We start from the raw sequence: 16,211 nt of genomic DNA on the forward strand, positions 1-16,211 counted from the left end.
AGGGCAGACCATGACCACCGGTGCCAACCGCATTCTCGACGACTTCGCCAAGCTGATGACCGATGCCGCCGGCGCCGCGCAGGGCGTGCGCAAGGAAGCCGAGACGGTGTTCCGCGCCCAGGCCGAGCGATTCATCAACGGCATGGACCTCGTCAAACGCGAGGAATTCGAGGCGGTGCGGGAAATGGCCATCAAGGCACGGGACGAAAACGACGCGCTTCTGAAGCGCATCGAAGCCCTCGAAGCGCGCCTCAATACAGGCAACTGACCCGTTTCGGGGCAGCATTTCAGAGGCAGGACTCGGTTGGCGTGATTCACATCGCGCCAACCGTTTTTTTTAATAAATTTTTTACCCCTGTGGACACTTCCGAAAAGCTCTTTTCGCAGAGTCTCTTAAGCGACCGACCTGAATCTTTTTCACAACCTCTGTCCACAACCGGCCGGGGAAAACGGGAAGGCGGGGGCTGGCGTCGTGACTCCGCCGTTATACACTGATTTTAAATGATGATTCGAAACGGGCAACGCAAGCTTCGGGCAGGGTAAGTCGTCCAGATTGCGTAAAGTGCCGAGCAATCATTCAGTGTTGTATCCGGAGTACGGTTTGCCGCGTCGTGTGTGTGAGCGCGACGGCGCATGCCTTCCGGTCTTGAAGGTGATGCATGAGCTTTATGGAATTGGATATCGGGCGCCAGTCCAACCCGGTCGACATGATCGAGTTCGTCGCAGCCAACAATGACTGGACGTTCGAGCGATCCGGCGAAGACGAGATCGCGATGACCGTCGAGGGCAAGTGGACGGACTACCACGTCTCCTTCTCCTGGATGGAGGAATTCGAGGCGCTGCATCTGGCCTGCGCCTTCGACATCAAGGTTCCCGAAAGCCGCGTCAACGAGGTGCACTGCCTGCTCTCGCATGTGAACGGCCAGGTGCTCATGGGGCATTTCGACCTGTGGCGCCGCGAGGACGTGGTGATCTTCCGCCAGTCGCTGCTGCTGGCCGGCGGCGCGGAGCCGACCAACCGGCAGGTCGAAGTGCTGCTTTCCAGCGCGCTCGAATCCTGCGAGGCCTATTTCCAGGCCTTCCAGTTCGTCGTCTGGTCCGGCATGGACGCCCAGTCCGCCGTCGACGCCGTGCTGTTCGAAACGGTCGGGGAGGCCTGAGGATGGCAGCGGCTGCGACGGGTCCCATCGTTCTCATCGGCGCCGGCAACATGGGCGGCGCCATGCTTTCGGGCTGGCTGAAGAGCGGCATTTCCGGTTCGTCCGTTGTCGTCATCGATCCCGGCCCGCAGCCGGCCATGGCCAAGCTGATCGCCGACAACGGCGCGCACCATGAAACCTCCGCGCCTGCGGGCGTGAAGGCGGGCGTCCTCTTCGTCGCCGTCAAGCCGCAGGTGATGGACCAGGTCCTGCCGCCGCTGAAGGGGCTCGTCGGGCCCGAGACCGTCGTGGTGTCGGTCGCCGCCGGCAAGACGATCGCCAATCTGGAAAGCCATCTCGGCGCGGCCGCCACCGTTCGCGCCATGCCGAACACGCCGGCGATGATCGGCCGCGGCGTCACCGGAGCCTTCGCCAATGCGCGCGTCACCGCGGCGCAGCGCGATTTCGTCCATTCCCTCCTCAAGGTCAGCGGCCCGGTCGAATGGGTCGCGAGCGAGGCCGATATCGATGCCGTCACCGCCGTCTCGGGCAGCGGGCCGGCCTATGTCTTCTATCTCGTCGAGTGCATGGCAGAGGCGGGCCGCAAAGCCGGCCTGCCGGCGGACCTCGCCATGCGGCTCGCACGGGAAACAGTCGCGGGGGCTGGTGAACTGCTTCACCAGTCCCCCGACGACGCCAGCCGCCTGCGCCAGAACGTGACCTCGCCGGGCGGCACCACCGCCGCTGCGCTCGCCGTACTGATGGCCGAGGACGGCATGCAGCCGCTCTTCGACAAGGCCATTGCGAGTGCCCGCAAGCGTGCCGAGGAACTGGCGGGCTGAACTCTCATATGACCGGTTTGCCCTTCTCCCTGTTTGCGGGGAGAGGTTAGGGTGAGGGGTTTGCAGACAGGAATTTTTTCATGACCGAAACCATCACCTACGCCGATTTCGAACGCGTCGACATCCGCGTCGGCACCATCGTCGAGGCGCTGCCGTTTCCCGAGGCGCGCAAGCCGGCCTACAAGCTGCAGATCGATTTCGGCCCCGAGATCGGCATCAAGAAGTCCTCGGCGCAGATCACCGTGCATTATACATTGGAAGATCTCGTCGGCCGCCAGGTGCTTGCCGTCGTCAATTTCCCGCCGCGCCAGATCGGCCCGGTGCGCTCGGAAGTGCTGACGCTCGGCTTCGAGGACGAGACGGGCGCGATCGTTCTTGCCGGCGTCGGCCAGGCCGTGCCGAACGGCAAGAAGATGTGCTGAGCGGGCGAGTATCCGCGGCGCCGGTCGACGTGGCCGTGCGGCGATGAAGTACGGTCCGCGCAGCCGCGGGCGCGTTACAGGGGCGGGCAAGGCAACCCGCCCGCCGTTCCTTCACGGTATCCGGGCGATACTGGAGTGGCCGCGCGTCTTCTTCCGCGGTGCAATATAAATCATACGATAGCACCGGAAACCCCGTAAAAGCTGAGGGATTTTTCGGCAATCGCCCGGAATTTGACCAAAGTTAGGCGTCACAAGAGCGCATCAAAACTTTTGCTTGCCAATTTGTCGCAAACACATCAATCTTGCGCCGTTCGGGCAATTTGCGAACACGGGAAGACCTTGAATAAAAGCGCGCCGGAGACGCGAAACAATTCCGGGCAGCCAACATCTGGACGGTCCTTGGACTATATGGTTGGCTGGCTGCGGTGAAAACAGGACCCTTTCCTCAACCTCGAGAACTGCCTGCCTAACGCCCTACGGGGCAAAACTGATGTGCTGCCCGCCGCCAAATATACGGGCAGAGAGAAAAGGACCTGACGCATGGCCGAAACTGGCATCGTAAAATTCTTCAACACCGAGAAGGGCTTCGGCTTCATCAAGCCCGACAACGGTGGTGCGGATATCTTCGTACACATCTCCGCCGTGCAGGCTTCGGGCCTGAACGGCCTTTCCGAGAACCAGAAGGTAAGCTTCGACACGGAACCCGATCGCCGCGGCAAAGGCCCGAAGGCGGTCAACCTGCAGATCGCCGGCTGAGCCGGAACTTTCTCAGGATTTTCAAGTTGAAGCCCGGCAGAGATGCCGGGTTTTTTCATTCAGCCTCCGTTCAGCCTCGTTTCTCTAGTTTGGTAGCATCATTCGACCGGCCAAGCCGGCGTCCAAAGGAAGTAAGGTCATGAACAAAGTCATCAAAGCCATCGTGCTTTCTGCAGCGGCCGCCGCCACGTTGATCACCGCAACCGCCGGCATTGCCGAAGCGCGTGACCGTGACGGCTACTGGGGCAACGGCCATCGCCCCTACTATCGCCGCCATCACCATAACAACGACGCCCTCGTGGGCGGCGCGCTCGGCCTTGCCACCGGCATGATCATCGGCGGCGCGATCGCTTCGCAGCCGCGCTACGAAGAGCGCCGTGTCTATGTCGAGCCGGATTACTATCCCGAGCCCGAGCGCCGCGTGATCTATCGCGAGGCCCCGAGCTACGAGCCCTGGACGCAGTCCTGGTACCGCTTCTGCTCGCAGCGTTACCGCTCGTTCGACGCGAACACCGGCACCTATGTCGGCTATGACGGCCGCGAGCATTTCTGCACTGCCGGCTGATCGGCCGCGGGCTTGAATCGAAAGGCGGGTGCCGCGTGGCACCCGCCTTTTTTATATCTACAGGGAAGTTTGCGCCCCTAAAGTCCGCGCAGGAAGGGGTTGGTGCGGCGCTCCTCGCCGATCTTGCCGCCCGGCCCGTGGCCGCAGAGGAAGCCGACCTCGTCCCCCAGCGGAAACACCTTGTCGCGGATCGATTCCAGAAGCTGCTGATGGTCGCCGCCGGGAAGGTCCGTGCGCCCGATCGAGCCGTGGAACAGCACGTCGCCGAGATGGGCGAAGCCCTGGTTGCGGTTGAAATAGATCACGTGTCCCGGCGCGTGGCCGGGCGTGTGGTAGACCTCGAATTCGTGGTCGCCGAAGGAAACCCTGTCGCCGTCCTCCAGCCAGCGGTCCGGCACGACATTGCTGACTTTCATCGGCACGCCGAACATCGAGGCCTGCGCCTCCAGCCGCTGCAGCAGTTGCAGGTCGTCCTTGTGCGGGCCGATGATGTCGAGGCCGAGCGCTTCCTTCAGTTCCTTGGCGCCGCCGGCATGGTCGATATGGCCGTGCGTCAGCCAGATCGCCTTGAGGGTGATGCCGTTTTCCTCGACGGTCTTCAGGATCACCTCGACATCGCCGCCCGGATCGACGACCACGCCTTCCTTCGTTTCGGTGTCGAAGAGGATGGTGCAGTTCTGCTGGAAGGGGGTGACGGGAATGATGCCCGCCTGAAGCATGCCCATGGGGTCCTCGCTCGATTGCCGCTTGTCGCTTCCCTATAGCCGCAAGCGCGGGCGAAGACCAAGCCTGAACTGGGAAACCGTTCTAGCGGGCGCTCGCCATCTCCTGCACCGGGCCGGTCGCCAGCGTCGGCGAGACGGTGGAGAAGAGCAGCATCGCCACGGCGATGTTGAAGGCGGCGTAAAGATAGACGACGGGACGGAGGCGCTTGGCGACCGGGTTCTGCGGCTTCGGGTTCGTTTGCATCGTTCTTCCTGCTGTTTCCGGCCGCTCCGGGCCCCATGCGATTTCTTCTACAACGACGCAGGAATCCGGCCTGTTCCAACGGGAACAGGCGAGGCGGGAGGCTGTTGCTTTCGCGCAACAGCGCTCACAGCGGCAGGGCGGTGGTTTCCTTCAGCGTGTCGAGCACGATGGCGGTCTTGACGTGCGAGACGGATTCGTGCGGCAGCAGCACGTCGTTGACGAAGGCGGAGAGCGCCTTGAGGTTCGGCACGACGACCTTGATGATGTAGTCCATCTCGCCGGTCAGCGAATAGGCTTCCAGCACCTCCGGCAGATTGGAGATCAGCCGCGCGAAGCGCACCGCATTGTCGCGGTTGTGCGTGGAAAGCGTCACGGTGACGATGATGACGATGCCTAGGTCGAGCTTTTCCCGGTCGAGTTCGGCCCGGTAAGCGTGGATGATGCCTTCCTCCTCAAGGCGGATGCGCCGGCGCGAGCATTGCGAGGGGGAGAGGTTGATGCGCTCCGACAATTCGTTGTTCGTCAGGCGCGCATCCTCCTGCAGATGCGCCAGCAGCTTGCGGTCGAAATCGTCCATTTGCACGGATTGCCCTTCTGAATAAGTATCTGCGCACGAACATTGCATGGATTTGCCAAAGCGCAAGCACTATGCACGCACATTGCGCGGAAATCGCGCCATACTGTTCCTGACATCATTTTCGAGGAGGATGAACGATGGGCCCTTTCCCGCATGACGCACCGCCGGCCGAGATCACGGCGGAAAACCCGGCGGGCACGGACGGCTTCGAGTTCGTCGAGTTCGCCCATCCGGAACCGGAAAAGCTGGAAGAGCTTTTCGCCCGCATGGGCTACAGCAAGGTCGCCACGCATCGCAGCAAGGCGATTTCCGTCTGGCGGCAGGGCGACATCAACTATCTCGTCAATGCCGAGCCCGGCTCGCATGCCATGAAATTCGCGGATGTGCACGGTCCCTGCGCGGCCTCCATGGCGTGGCGCGTGGTCGATGCGCGGCATGCCTTCGAACATGCGGTCTCCAAGGGCGCCACGCCCTATGAAGGGGACGACAAGGCGCTCGACGTGCCGACCATCGTCGGCATCGGCGGTTCGCTGCTCTATTTCATCGAGACGTATGGCGCCAAGGGCTCGGCCTATGACGCGGAATTCGAATGGACCGGCGCGCGCGATCCGAAGCCCGAGGGCGTCGGCTTCTATTATCTCGACCACCTGACGCACAACGTCTATCGCGGCAACATGGACAAGTGGTGGGATTTCTACCGCGAGCTCTTCGGCTTCAGGCAGATCCATTTCTTCGACATCGACGGCCGCATCACCGGCCTCGTGTCGCGCGCCATCACCTCGCCCTGCGGCAAGATCCGCATTCCGCTGAACGAATCGAAGGACGAGACAAGCCAGATCGTCGAGTACCTGAAGAAGTACAAGGGCGAGGGCATCCAGCACATCGCCGTCGGCACCGATGCGATCTATGACGCGACCGACAGGCTCGCCGGGAACGGCCTGAAGTTCATGCCCGGCCCGCCGGACAATTACTACGACCGCTCCTATGTGCGTGTCGTCGGCCATGAGGAGCCGGTCGAGCGCATGAAGACGCACGGCATCCTCATCGACGGCGAAGGTGTCGTCGACGGTGGCATGACAAAGATCCTGCTCCAGATCTTCTCGAAGACCGTAATCGGTCCGATCTTCTTCGAGTTCATCCAGAGGAAGGGCGACGAAGGCTTCGGGGAGGGCAATTTCCGCGCGCTCTTCGAGAGCATCGAGGAAGACCAGATCCGCCGGGGCGTCATCGCAGCAGAATAACAACCGCGGCACCCAAGCCAACGCGGGGAAGGAAGGGGCGGTCGCATTGCGGCCGCCTCTTTTCGTTGGATAAAACTCCGGTGCAGGAGGCGCACGGATAAATTGACAGCGGCCAAGACTCTCCGCACGTTAGGGAAGCCGAATCTTTCGGCACCGGCGCGGGCTCCAGATCGCGGCCGGCAACGAGGCAGGTGTCCGGTCCCGGAGCACTCTTCATTCCGGGCGCACCTTTCGGAGGGGAAGTCATGGAAGCATTGATGCCCATCATCACGCAGCTCATCGCCGGCGCCGTCGGGGGCAACGCCGCGGGCGCCGCCCTGAAACAGGTGGCCGTGAGCGTGATCGTGCGAACCATCGTCGGGGCCATCGGGGGTGTCGGCGGCGGCCTTCTCCTGCAGATGGTTGGCGGTGAAGCCGGTCTTTCCGGCCTCGTTGCCAATGGCATCGGTGGTCTGGTCGGCGGCGGCGTGCTCACCGCGATCGTCGGCGCCGTGCTCGGCAAGAAGCCGGCCTGAACGAGAAAGGCGGCCCGCAAGGGCCGCCGTTTTTCTTGGGCGGACCCTTTTCCGCCCGCGCGCGCCATCCCGGCCTGCCGCGCCCCTTGCTTTTTCCCTTTCTTCTTTCAAGTTGATTGTTTTGCCGATTACGGTCTAACCAGAGACGGCAGAAGCGTAATTTGCGCCCGGCGAGGAGAAATCCGGATATTCTTCGGCACCGGAGCGAAATGGGGACGGCAGGCATGAAAGGAAACGACAACGTGGCTCGACAGGCGCCGGAGAAGAACGGCTTGGGCGCGCTGCACGAGGACGCCATGACCGGCGACGGCCGTATCGACTTCGAGATCATCGAAGGCCTGTTCTTCGCCTATCGCGACTTCATCTCCGATCCGGATGCCATCCTGGAGAAAAGCGGCTTCGGCCGCGCCCATCACCGCGTCGTGCACTTCGTCAACCGCGAGCCGGGCATGACCGTCGCCGACCTGCTCGACACGCTGAAGATCACCAAGCAGAGCCTTGCGCGCGTCTTGAAGCAGCTCATCGATTCCGGCTATATCCAGCAGGTGGCCGGCCCCGAGGATCGCCGCCAGCGCAAGCTCTACCCGACAAGGGCCGGAAGGGAACTCGCGCTCGCGCTCGCCGAGCCGCAATCCCGCCGCATCGCCCATGCATTCGAGGATATGAATGCAGGCGACCGCCGGGTGGTGATCCGGTTCCTCACCGGCATGCAGAACGCCCGAAACGATTGAGAATTTGACCCTGGAGGTGAAGACGATGACCGCGGCCGGTACGCCCTCCGACGATGCATCCCATCTTCTCGTCGTCGACGACGACACCCGCATCCGCGAGCTTCTGAACCGTTACCTGGTGGCCGAGGGCTTTCGTGTGACGGTAGCGGGCGATGCCGACGAGGCCCGCCGCAAGCTGCGTGGCCTCGATTTCGACCTCATCATCATGGACGTGATGATGCCCGGCGAGAGCGGGCTTTCGCTGACGAAGAGCCTGCGCGAGATCCGCCCCGTGCCGATCCTGATGCTGACGGCGCTCGCCGAATCGCGCGCGCGCATCGAGGGACTGGAGGCGGGGGCGGACGACTACCTGTCAAAACCCTTCGAGCCGCGCGAACTGGTGCTGCGCATCAACAACATCCTGAAACGCAACGCCGCGCCGGCAACGCCGAAGATCGAGCAGGTCATGTTCGGTCCCTACACCTTCTCCATCGTGCGCAAGGAACTGAAGCGCGGCAGCGATCCGATCCGCCTCACCGATCGCGAGCAGGAGATCATGCTGCTTTTCTCGCTGCGCGCCGGTGAGACGATCCCGCGGCACGAACTGATCGGCGAGGAGACCGAGGTCGGCGAGCGCACCATCGACGTGCAGATCAATCGGCTGCGCCGCAAGATCGAGGAGGACCCCTCCAACCCGGTCTGGCTGCAGACGGTGCGCGGCATCGGCTACCGGCTGAGCGTGGAACAGGGTTGAGCGTGGAACGCCCGGCGGAAAGCGCGGTCCGATGACCACTTTCGAGACATTGCGGCGGGACCTCGAACGCGCGCCGCTCGCCGGCTGGCGGCGCCTCGCCCGCTGGCTGCGCCGCCGCATGCCGACGGGCCTCTATGCCCGCTCCCTCCTCATCATCATCCTGCCGATGGTGCTCTTGCAGGCGGTGGTCGCCTTCGTCTTCATGGAGCGCCACTGGCAGCTCGTCACCCAGCGCCTTTCGCAGGCGGTCACACGCGACATCGCGGCGATCATCGATCTCATCGACACCTATCCGGAAGATCCGGCCTATGCCCAGATCATCCGCATCGCGCGCGAGCGGCTGGACCTGATCGTGTCGATCGAGCCGGGCACCGAGCTGCCGCCGCCGCGCCGCAAGCCCTTCTTCAACATTCTCGACGAGATCCTCAGCGACGAGATCGTCCGCCAGATCCGCCGGCCGTTCTGGATCGACACGGTTGGCGACAGTGGCGTCGTCGAGGTCCGCATCCTGCTCGACAAGAAGGTGCTGCGCGTCTATGCGCGGCGCAACCAGGCCTATGCGTCGAACACGCATATCTTCCTGCTCTGGATGGTCGGCTCGGCGCTGGTGCTGATCGGTATCTCCATCCTCTTCCTGCGCGGCCAGATCCGGCCGATCCTGACGTTGACGCAGGCGGCCGAGAGCTTCGGCAAGGGGCAGAAGATGCCGGAGGGTTTTGCACCGCGCGGGGCCAACGAGGTGCGCCGCGCCGGTCTTGCGTTCATCCTCATGCGCGAGCGCATCGAGCGCCAGATGGAGCAGCGCACCGCCATGCTGACCGGTGTCAGCCACGATCTGCGCACCATCCTCACCCGCTTCAAGCTGCAGCTCGCGCTTGCCGGCGACAATCCGGACCTTCAGGGCCTCCACAAGGATGTCGAGGACATGCAGAGCATGCTGGAGGGCTATCTTTCCTTTGCCCGGGGTGACGCGGAGGAGGATGTCGGCGAATTGCGGCTCTCCGACCTCTTCGAACGGCTCGCCATGGAGGCCGAGCTGCACGACCGCACCTTCAGCAGCGAAATCGATGGCGACGACGAGGTGCTGGCCCGCCCGAACGCCTTCAGCCGTCTCGTCGGCAATCTGGTGTCGAACGCCTTCCGCTATGCCAGAACGGTGCGCGTGGAGGCACGGCGGAACGCCAAATGGCTGACGATCACCGTGGACGACGACGGCCCGGGCATTCCCGAACGGTCGCGCGAGGATGTCTTCAAGCCGTTCTTCCGTCTCGACGAGGCGCGCAATCTCGACGCGTCCGGCACGGGCCTCGGCCTTGCCATCGCCCGCGACATCGCGCGCAGCCACGGCGGCGACGTCACGCTTTCCGACAGTCCGCTCGGCGGCCTGCGCGCGACGGTCCGCGTTCCGGCCTGACGGACGGCTTCAGGCTTCCACGGCGACGTTCGCGCGGCGGGGGCGCAGCAATTCCGGCACGAGCTCCACCGCCAGCATGGCGGCGAAGATGATGGCGCAGCCGGCATAGCCGGCAGGCGTGATCGTCTCGCCGAGCAGCATCACACCGAAGGCGGCGGCGAACAGGGCCTCGCTGGAAAGGAAGATGGCGGCCTGCGGGGCGCTCGTGTAGCGCTGGGCAATGTTCTGGAAGATGAAGGCCATGCCGCTGGAGAACAGGCCGGCATAGAGGATTTCCGGCAGAGCGCCCTTGATGGCGGCAAGGCTCACGGGCTCGAACAGGAAGCCCGCCGTGCAGCCGAGCACCGCGCAGACGGCGAACTGCACGAGCGAGAGCGCGAGCGGCCGGCCGGAGCGGCCCGCATGAACGCCGACGCAGATCATCTGCACCGACCAGAGCACGGCGCACAGGATCGTCAGCATGTCGCCGGCCGTCAGCGCCGCGAGCGCGCCGCCCGAGAGAAGAAAGATGCCGAAGGAAGCCATGAGCGCGGCGGGCCAGACGACCCAGTGCGGCCGGCGGCGCAGCGCCAGCACGGTGAGGATCGGCGTGAAGACGACATAGAGGCCGGTGAGGAAGCCGGAATTGGTGACGGTGGTGGTGAGGAGGCCGATCTGCTGCGCGGCGGCGGCGGCAAAGAGCGCGATGCCGGTCAGCACGAAGCCGGCAAGGTCGCGCCGGCGAAGGGGGCTTGCCGCGCGCGCCTTTTCCCACAGCGCGAAGGGCGCGGCGACGACGGTCGCAAGGACGAAGCGCAGGCCGATGAACCAGATCGGTCCCAGCGTCTCCATCGCCGTCGACTGGGCGATGAAGCCCGCGCCCCAGATGGCGCCGGCCAGCAACAGGAGAAGGTTCGCCTGAATGCGCGTCATGTCTCTTGACCCTGTGATGGGAGATAGGCGGGCGTCAACGCGCCCGCGGCCCTGCTAGCAGGTGCCCGCCGTTCAGGCAAGGGCGGTCGAGGGCGCGGGGTCAGTCCGTGGTGGTGACGCGGGAAACGCGCAGGAGCGCGCCGTCGGCATCGTCCGTCAGCAGCAGGAGTGCGCCGTCCGGGTCGACGACGACGTCGCGGATGCGGCCATATTCGCCGGCGAGCATGCGTTCCTCGGCGACGATGGCGCCGCTGTCGTCTCGCTCGAGGCGGGCGACGAGCTGGTATTTCAGCGCGGCGACGATGAGGTTGCCATCCCATTCCGGGAACATTGCGCCGCGATAGACGGCGATGGCGCCCGGCGCGATGGACGGGTCCCAGTAGTAGAGCGGTTGTTCGTAGCCCGCGGCGGACGAGCCGAGGTCGAATTCCGCGCCCGAATAGTGCCGCCCGTAGGAGACGAGCGGCCAGCCGTAGTTGCGGCCGGGCTGCGGGTTGTTGATCTCGTCCCCGCCGCGCGCGCCGTGCTCGGCGGTGAGCAGGGTGCCGTCCTTCGGATCGATGGTCAGCCCCTGCGGGTTGCGGTGGCCCTTGGACCAGATTTCCGCAAGGCCATCGGAGCTGCCGCGGAAGGGATTGCCGGCAAAGGGACTGCCGTCGGGGTTGATGTGCAGGATGGAGCCGGCATGGTCGCGCGGATCCTGCGCGCGAGCGCCGTCGCCCCTGTCGCCGATGCCGAAGAACAGGCTGCCGTCCCTGGCGATGGCGATGCGTGAGCCGAAATGCTCGCCGCGCCCGGTGAGGCGGTTCATCAGGAAGATGCGGGTCGTGCCTTCGAGCTTCGTGCCGTCGTCCGAAAGCCGGGCCTTCGCGACGGCGGTGCCGATGCCGCCGTTGCCGCGGGCGCTGTAGGTGAGGAAGAGGGTGCGGCTCGTCGCGAAATCGGGCGCGAGCGCGATGTCGAGCAGGCCGCCCTGGCCGTTGGTCGCCACTTCCGGCACGCCGCTGATCGGCGCGGAAATATGGCCCTTGCGGATCAGGCGGAGCGTGCCGCCCTTTTCGGAGACGATATAGGCGCCATCGGGCAGCACTTCGACGGACCAAGGATGCTTGAGGCCCGTCGCCACGGTCTCGACGGCAAGCTCGGCCTTCTTGCTGGGGAAATTGCGGGTTTCTGCGGCGGAAGGGGCAGGGGAGAATGCAAGGGCGAGGAGGAATGCCGCGGCGGCGACCGCCAAAGCGCTTTTCCGGTAGGTCTTTTCCTGTCGCATGCCCGTCTCCCATCCTTGTGCCGATAACTGGCCCAGACGCGGGCGGCTTTCAAGAGCGTTCGGGCCGGACGCGGCAGGAAGGCGCGAAAGCGCGCCTCACTTTTGCGTGGGGTCGACCTTTTGCGGGGAAACTGCGTCGGGCGCGGTCTTTTCGATGCTGGAAGTCTTGATCGTATCGACGGCGACGGCCGGGGGAGACATGAGGCCGACGACCATGACCACGCAGGCGGCCAGCGCCGTCATGGCGATGAGGAACATGGCGCGCGATTCCCGCACCTTTGGCGACCTGCCGATCTTGTCTTCGTCGAGAAACATCGTTTTCCCCTGTCTCGGTTTTTTCCCGTTGCAGTACGAAAAAGCCTGCGGAAATCGGCGCGACAAGGACCGAATTGCGGCAAGGCACGGCATTTATTGCGGCGAAAAGATGGCATGGTAAAAAAGGCGGATTTTCAGCATGTTCCGCCGAATAGACGGCCGCTTCGCACCGTTCTAGACACCCCTCCTGCCGAACTGGCGCTGAGAGCGTTGAAGGCGGGTTTCCGCCGGGGCGTGGGTGCCTGCCGAGGGGGCTTGCGCAGGCATCCGCGAAGGCGCTTCCCCCGTCTCGGGAAAGGTCGCGTTGAAGCTCGTCGGGGCGATCTCCGGCCGGGCCAGCAGATAGCCCTGCATCAGCGGCCCGCCCATCTCGCGGCAGAGCGCGATCATGTCCGGCTCCTCTATGCCGGCGACGATGGCGCGGATGCCCTTCTGGGCGAGCTGGCCGACGACGATGCGCAGCAGCGCGAGGCCCGCGGAGTTTTCCGCAAAGCCGTGCAGCCATGCCGTGTCGAAGGTCACGAATTGCGGGCGCAGGCGTTCGAGGCGGTCAAGGTCGCGATCCTCGCCGGCGTAGTCGTCGATGGCGATGGAAAAGCCGCTTTCATGCAGGCGTGCGGCAAACTCCGCTAGCTCGTCGGAATCGTCCAGCGGGTGCTCGTGGATTTCGCAGGCGATGGCATCCGGCGCCATGCCGGCCTGATGGGCCGAGAGTCGCAGCCGCTCGACCTCCTGGCGCATTGCCTGGGACGCGCCGTAGAATCCGGTCTGGAAATTGACCAGGAGCGCGACGCCCTGCCGGCCGAGCGCGCCCGTACTGAGGATGTGCAGGCTGCGGCAAAGGCCATCCACCGCCGCGCACTCCTCTTCCGGCACCGTTCGGAAGAAATCCGTCGGGGCGATGGGCTCGCCCTTGATGCTGGCGCGGATCAGGCCCTTGAAGGCGGCGATCTGCAGGTGTCCGTCCTGATGCTCGCAGAAGATCGGCTGGAGGGCGGATTGCAGCAGGTAGGGACCATAGATCGCGCTGAAGGCGCCGTCCGGCTGGCGGACGAGATTGGAGAAGATGCTTCTTTCGCTCATGCAGCGCACCATCCGCTGGAACGATGTGATGATGAAATAATAGGGCCGAGCCGTTAATGCCGGATTAATCTTTCGCGTAAAAATTTCTGGTGTTTCCCGTTGTCTCAACTTTCTGGTGTGACGATTGCATGACGGCGCGGCGATCCATTCGCATCGCTGATGGCGCCCATGAAATTTTGCGGTGCCGCCCGCATTTCCCGCTTTTTTCGCCCTTCGCGCTTGCAAGACCGGCCCACATTCGACATAGACCTAACCGCTATGGAGCCCGCGCTCCGGGTCCATGGCCTCAAGCCGTCTTTGAACCCGATGAGGACATCTCCATCATGGCCTTTCTTGCCGACGCTCTTTCCCGTGTGAAGCCTTCCGCCACCATCGCCGTTTCCCAGAAAGCGCGCGAGCTGAAAGCGAAGGGCCGCGATGTCATCGGGCTCGGCGCGGGCGAGCCGGACTTCGACACGCCGGACAACATCAAGCAGGCCGCCATCGAGGCGATCAACCGCGGCGAGACGAAGTACACGCCGGTTGCCGGCATTCCGGAACTGCGCGAAGCCATCGTCAAGAAGTTCAAGCGCGAGAACAACCTCGACTACACCGCCGCGCAGACCATCGTCGGCACGGGCGGAAAGCAGATTCTTTTCAACGCCTTCATGGCGACGATGAATCCGGGCGATGAAGTCGTTATCCCGACACCTTACTGGGTCTCCTACCCGGAAATGGTCTCGCTGTGCGGCGGCACGCCGGTCTTCGTTGCGACCACGCAGGAAAACAAGTTCAAGCTGAAGGCGGAAGACCTTGAAAAGGCTATCACGCCGAAGACCAAGTGGTTCATCTTCAACTCGCCGTCCAACCCCTCGGGCGCGGCCTACAGCCATGACGAGCTGAAGGCGCTGACGGACGTTCTGATGCGCCATCCGCATGTCTGGGTGCTGACCGACGACATGTACGAGCACCTGACCTATGGCGACTTCAAGTTCGCCACCCCGGTCGAGGTCGAGCCCGGCCTCTACGACCGCACGCTGACCATGAACGGCGTTTCCAAGGCCTATGCGATGACCGGCTGGCGTATCGGCTATGCGGCCGGCCCGCTCGCCCTCATCAAGGCCATGGACATGATCCAGGGCCAGCAGACGTCGGGCGCCTGCTCGATCGCCCAGTGGGCGGCCGTCGAGGCGCTGAACGGCACGCAGGACTTCATTCCGGAAAACAAGAAGATCTTCGAAGGTCGCCGCGATCTCGTCGTGTCCATGCTCAACCAGGCGACCGGCATCGAATGCCCTTCGCCGGAAGGCGCCTTCTACGTCTATCCGTCCTGCAAGGGCCTGATCGGCAAGACCGCGCCGTCGGGCAAGGTCATCGAGACGGACGAGGACTTCGTTTCGGAACTGCTGGAAGCGGAAGGCGTCGCCGTCGTGCACGGCTCGGCCTTCGGCCTCGGCCCGAACTTCCGCATCTCCTATGCGACCTCGGAAGCCCAGCTCGAGGAGGCCTGCAAGCGCATCCAGCGCTTCTGCGCGGCTTGCAAGTAACGCATTTCACTTCGTGAACGAGAAACCCGCCGGAGACGGCGGGTTTTTTTGTTGCGCGGTGCGCCGCTCAAAGGCCGATCAAGGTCAGCATGACAAAGGTGGCGAAGAGGATGAAATGCGTCATCCCCTCGATGGCGTTCGTCTCGCCGTCGTTGAGGTTGATGGCGGCGGCGATCAGCGTGATCGTCGCCATGACGGTCTGCGTCGGCGACATGGCCATGATGAAGGGCTGGCCGGTATAGAGGGCGATGGCCTCCATGACGGGCACCGTGAGGATGACCGTCGAGAGCGAGGCGCCCATGGCGATGTTGACGACCGATTGCATGCGGTTGGCGAGCGCGGCGCGCAGCGCCGTCAGGATTTCCGGCGCGGCGGAGATCGCGGCGACCACCACGGCCATCAGCGCCGGCGGCGCGCCGGAACCCTTGAGCCCGGCGCCGAGCAGCACCGACATCACTTCCGCGAGCGCGCCGATCAGCACCACGCCGATGACGATGACGGCGATGGAGAGGCCGGCCGGCTCGTCTTCCTCCGGCTCCGTGCTCTTGTGGGCCTCCTTCCGCTCGGCGCGCGGATAGGCGTAGCTGAAGAAATAGGAATGCGCGCCGACCTGCATGCGCAGGAAGAGCGCATAAAGCGCGATCATCGCGCCGATGGTGAAGGCGGAATAGAGGTGCCAGCTTTCGCGCGGCACGAATTCCGGCACGACCATGGAGATGCCCATGGCGGTCAGGATCATCACGCCGTAGGTCTTTCCCGAATCGTCGTTATAGGGCTGCTCGCCGTGGCGGATGCCGCCGAGGAGGGCGGCAAGGCCGAGGATGCCGTTGATGTCCAGCATCACCGCCGCATAGATCGTGTCGCGCACCAGCGTCGGCGAGGTCTCGCCCTGCATCATGATGGCGAGGATCACCACCTCCACCAGCACCGCCGACAGGGTGAGAATCATCGTGCCATAGGGATCGCCGACCTTGGAGGCGAGGATTTCCGCGTGGTGGGCGATGCGGGTGGAAACGAGAACGATCGCGACGACGAGGGCGAAGGCGGCCGCCAGCACCGGCAGGCGGCCCATCTCCAGCAGGCTGTGTTCGCTCGCATAGGCGAGGATGGCGGCGGCAAGGCCGACGAACAGGAAGCGTTCCTTCAGCAGGCTGGATAGCATGGGCAGGCGGCTCCCTGTGGTTGCATCTTGCGTAGATGT

The 16,211-nt window shown here is 64.1% G+C and carries 20 protein-coding genes; 12 read left to right on the forward strand and 8 right to left on the reverse strand.

Features of this window, described 5'->3' with window-relative positions:
* Positions 1 to 10: 10 nt before the first annotated feature.
* The 6 genes from DSD28_RS14025 (at position 11) to DSD28_RS14050 (ending at position 3,724) form a co-directional block, all read left to right on the forward strand.
* The gene (locus DSD28_RS14025; RefSeq protein ID WP_117366739.1) at positions 11 to 268 is read left to right on the forward strand and encodes an accessory factor UbiK family protein; all 258 of its coding nucleotides are present in this window, start codon (positions 11 to 13) and stop codon (positions 266 to 268) included.
* Positions 269 to 659: 391 nt separating this feature from the next.
* A complete protein-coding gene (locus tag DSD28_RS14030; RefSeq protein WP_119257028.1) occupies positions 660 to 1,160 on the forward strand; it encodes a YbjN domain-containing protein in 501 nt (166 codons plus the stop codon).
* A gap of 2 nt (positions 1,161 to 1,162) precedes the next feature.
* Positions 1,163 to 1,981 carry a pyrroline-5-carboxylate reductase gene (proC, locus tag DSD28_RS14035; RefSeq protein ID WP_119257029.1) on the forward strand — a complete coding sequence of 273 codons (819 nt, stop codon included), beginning with the start codon at positions 1,163 to 1,165 and terminating at the stop codon, positions 1,979 to 1,981.
* 80 nt (positions 1,982 to 2,061) lie between these two features.
* Entirely contained in the window at positions 2,062 to 2,403 is a 342-nt protein-coding gene (locus tag DSD28_RS14040) for a tRNA-binding protein (protein ID WP_119257030.1), read from the forward strand.
* Between the two features lie 540 nt (positions 2,404 to 2,943).
* Positions 2,944 to 3,159 carry a cold-shock protein gene (locus DSD28_RS14045; protein ID WP_023515606.1) on the forward strand — a complete coding sequence of 72 codons (216 nt, stop codon included), beginning with the start codon at positions 2,944 to 2,946 and terminating at the stop codon, positions 3,157 to 3,159.
* A gap of 139 nt (positions 3,160 to 3,298) precedes the next feature.
* A complete protein-coding gene (locus tag DSD28_RS14050; protein WP_119257031.1) occupies positions 3,299 to 3,724 on the forward strand; it encodes a BA14K family protein in 426 nt (141 codons plus the stop codon).
* A 77-nt stretch (positions 3,725 to 3,801) separates the two neighbouring features.
* On the opposite strand, the gene DSD28_RS14055 is transcribed toward DSD28_RS14050, so the two are convergent.
* From DSD28_RS14055 to DSD28_RS14060, 3 genes are all read right to left on the reverse strand, one after another.
* Positions 3,802 to 4,443 (reverse strand): MBL fold metallo-hydrolase, encoded by a 642-nt coding sequence (locus DSD28_RS14055; RefSeq protein ID WP_119257178.1) that lies wholly within the window; start codon positions 4,441 to 4,443, stop codon positions 3,802 to 3,804.
* A gap of 88 nt (positions 4,444 to 4,531) precedes the next feature.
* Positions 4,532 to 4,693, reverse strand: coding sequence for a hypothetical protein (locus DSD28_RS25935; RefSeq protein WP_162911398.1), 162 nt, complete (start codon positions 4,691 to 4,693; stop codon positions 4,532 to 4,534).
* A gap of 124 nt (positions 4,694 to 4,817) precedes the next feature.
* A complete protein-coding gene (locus DSD28_RS14060; RefSeq protein WP_245424833.1) occupies positions 4,818 to 5,270 on the reverse strand; it encodes an Lrp/AsnC family transcriptional regulator in 453 nt (150 codons plus the stop codon).
* A gap of 137 nt (positions 5,271 to 5,407) precedes the next feature.
* On the opposite strand from DSD28_RS14060, the gene hppD reads away from it, so the two are divergent.
* The 5 genes from hppD (at position 5,408) to DSD28_RS14085 (ending at position 9,904) form a co-directional block, all read left to right on the forward strand.
* Complete coding sequence (gene hppD, locus DSD28_RS14065; RefSeq protein ID WP_119257033.1) at positions 5,408 to 6,511, forward strand: 4-hydroxyphenylpyruvate dioxygenase; 1,104 nt, start codon at positions 5,408 to 5,410, stop codon at positions 6,509 to 6,511.
* A gap of 245 nt (positions 6,512 to 6,756) precedes the next feature.
* Positions 6,757 to 7,026, forward strand: a complete 270-nt coding sequence (locus tag DSD28_RS14070; protein ID WP_119257034.1) for a hypothetical protein — start codon at positions 6,757 to 6,759, stop codon at positions 7,024 to 7,026.
* Between the two features lie 296 nt (positions 7,027 to 7,322).
* The gene (locus tag DSD28_RS14075) at positions 7,323 to 7,757 is read left to right on the forward strand and encodes a MarR family winged helix-turn-helix transcriptional regulator (protein WP_119257179.1); all 435 of its coding nucleotides are present in this window, start codon (positions 7,323 to 7,325) and stop codon (positions 7,755 to 7,757) included.
* A gap of 25 nt (positions 7,758 to 7,782) precedes the next feature.
* Positions 7,783 to 8,490: a response regulator gene (locus tag DSD28_RS14080; protein WP_119257180.1), complete on the forward strand. Its 708-nt coding sequence runs from the start codon at positions 7,783 to 7,785 to the stop codon at positions 8,488 to 8,490.
* Between the two features lie 31 nt (positions 8,491 to 8,521).
* Entirely contained in the window at positions 8,522 to 9,904 is a 1,383-nt protein-coding gene (locus DSD28_RS14085; protein ID WP_119257035.1) for an ATP-binding protein, read from the forward strand.
* A gap of 9 nt (positions 9,905 to 9,913) precedes the next feature.
* On the opposite strand, the gene DSD28_RS14090 is transcribed toward DSD28_RS14085, so the two are convergent.
* The 4 genes from DSD28_RS14090 to DSD28_RS14105 form a co-directional block, all read right to left on the reverse strand.
* The gene (locus DSD28_RS14090; protein ID WP_119257036.1) at positions 9,914 to 10,816 is read right to left on the reverse strand and encodes a DMT family transporter; all 903 of its coding nucleotides are present in this window, start codon (positions 10,814 to 10,816) and stop codon (positions 9,914 to 9,916) included.
* A gap of 100 nt (positions 10,817 to 10,916) precedes the next feature.
* On the reverse strand, positions 10,917 to 12,086 hold the full coding sequence (locus DSD28_RS14095) for a PQQ-dependent sugar dehydrogenase (protein ID WP_119257037.1): 1,170 nt from the start codon (positions 12,084 to 12,086) through the stop codon (positions 10,917 to 10,919).
* Positions 12,087 to 12,182: 96 nt separating this feature from the next.
* Positions 12,183 to 12,401 (reverse strand): hypothetical protein, encoded by a 219-nt coding sequence (locus DSD28_RS14100; RefSeq protein WP_119257038.1) that lies wholly within the window; start codon positions 12,399 to 12,401, stop codon positions 12,183 to 12,185.
* 174 nt (positions 12,402 to 12,575) lie between these two features.
* Positions 12,576 to 13,484 carry an EAL domain-containing protein gene (locus DSD28_RS14105; RefSeq protein ID WP_162911399.1) on the reverse strand — a complete coding sequence of 303 codons (909 nt, stop codon included), beginning with the start codon at positions 13,482 to 13,484 and terminating at the stop codon, positions 12,576 to 12,578.
* 323 nt (positions 13,485 to 13,807) lie between these two features.
* Between DSD28_RS14105 and DSD28_RS14110 the strand changes: the two genes are divergently transcribed.
* Positions 13,808 to 15,010, forward strand: a complete 1,203-nt coding sequence (locus DSD28_RS14110) for a pyridoxal phosphate-dependent aminotransferase (RefSeq protein ID WP_119257040.1) — start codon at positions 13,808 to 13,810, stop codon at positions 15,008 to 15,010.
* A 67-nt stretch (positions 15,011 to 15,077) separates the two neighbouring features.
* Here the strand turns inward: DSD28_RS14110 and DSD28_RS14115 are convergent, their stop codons facing one another.
* Positions 15,078 to 16,172: a calcium:proton antiporter gene (locus DSD28_RS14115; protein WP_119257041.1), complete on the reverse strand. Its 1,095-nt coding sequence runs from the start codon at positions 16,170 to 16,172 to the stop codon at positions 15,078 to 15,080.
* Positions 16,173 to 16,211 lie beyond the last annotated feature (39 nt).

Source organism: Shinella zoogloeoides, assembly GCF_003574625.1.
In the GTDB taxonomy this organism is placed as follows: domain Bacteria; phylum Pseudomonadota; class Alphaproteobacteria; order Rhizobiales; family Rhizobiaceae; genus Shinella; species Shinella zoogloeoides_A.

Bases quoted from the DNA above. Each gene is read 5' to 3' on its own strand.
- DSD28_RS14025 (WP_117366739.1), top strand. From the start codon at position 11: ATGACCACCGGTGCCAACCGCATTCTCGACGACTTCGCCAAGCTGATG.
- DSD28_RS14030 (WP_119257028.1), top strand. From the start codon at position 660: ATGAGCTTTATGGAATTGGATATCGGGCGCCAGTCCAACCCGGTCGAC.
- proC (WP_119257029.1), top strand. From the start codon at position 1,163: ATGGCAGCGGCTGCGACGGGTCCCATCGTTCTCATCGGCGCCGGCAAC.
- DSD28_RS14040 (WP_119257030.1), top strand. From the start codon at position 2,062: ATGACCGAAACCATCACCTACGCCGATTTCGAACGCGTCGACATCCGC.
- DSD28_RS14045 (WP_023515606.1), top strand. From the start codon at position 2,944: ATGGCCGAAACTGGCATCGTAAAATTCTTCAACACCGAGAAGGGCTTC.
- DSD28_RS14050 (WP_119257031.1), top strand. From the start codon at position 3,299: ATGAACAAAGTCATCAAAGCCATCGTGCTTTCTGCAGCGGCCGCCGCC.
- DSD28_RS14055 (WP_119257178.1), bottom strand. From the start codon at position 4,443: ATGCTTCAGGCGGGCATCATTCCCGTCACCCCCTTCCAGCAGAACTGC.
- DSD28_RS25935 (WP_162911398.1), bottom strand. From the start codon at position 4,693: ATGCAAACGAACCCGAAGCCGCAGAACCCGGTCGCCAAGCGCCTCCGT.
- DSD28_RS14060 (WP_245424833.1), bottom strand. From the start codon at position 5,270: ATGGACGATTTCGACCGCAAGCTGCTGGCGCATCTGCAGGAGGATGCG.
- hppD (WP_119257033.1), top strand. From the start codon at position 5,408: ATGGGCCCTTTCCCGCATGACGCACCGCCGGCCGAGATCACGGCGGAA.
- DSD28_RS14070 (WP_119257034.1), top strand. From the start codon at position 6,757: ATGGAAGCATTGATGCCCATCATCACGCAGCTCATCGCCGGCGCCGTC.
- DSD28_RS14075 (WP_119257179.1), top strand. From the start codon at position 7,323: ATGACCGGCGACGGCCGTATCGACTTCGAGATCATCGAAGGCCTGTTC.
- DSD28_RS14080 (WP_119257180.1), top strand. From the start codon at position 7,783: ATGACCGCGGCCGGTACGCCCTCCGACGATGCATCCCATCTTCTCGTC.
- DSD28_RS14085 (WP_119257035.1), top strand. From the start codon at position 8,522: ATGACCACTTTCGAGACATTGCGGCGGGACCTCGAACGCGCGCCGCTC.
- DSD28_RS14090 (WP_119257036.1), bottom strand. From the start codon at position 10,816: ATGACGCGCATTCAGGCGAACCTTCTCCTGTTGCTGGCCGGCGCCATC.
- DSD28_RS14095 (WP_119257037.1), bottom strand. From the start codon at position 12,086: ATGCGACAGGAAAAGACCTACCGGAAAAGCGCTTTGGCGGTCGCCGCC.
- DSD28_RS14100 (WP_119257038.1), bottom strand. From the start codon at position 12,401: ATGTTTCTCGACGAAGACAAGATCGGCAGGTCGCCAAAGGTGCGGGAA.
- DSD28_RS14105 (WP_162911399.1), bottom strand. From the start codon at position 13,484: ATGAGCGAAAGAAGCATCTTCTCCAATCTCGTCCGCCAGCCGGACGGC.
- DSD28_RS14110 (WP_119257040.1), top strand. From the start codon at position 13,808: ATGGCCTTTCTTGCCGACGCTCTTTCCCGTGTGAAGCCTTCCGCCACC.
- DSD28_RS14115 (WP_119257041.1), bottom strand. From the start codon at position 16,172: ATGCTATCCAGCCTGCTGAAGGAACGCTTCCTGTTCGTCGGCCTTGCC.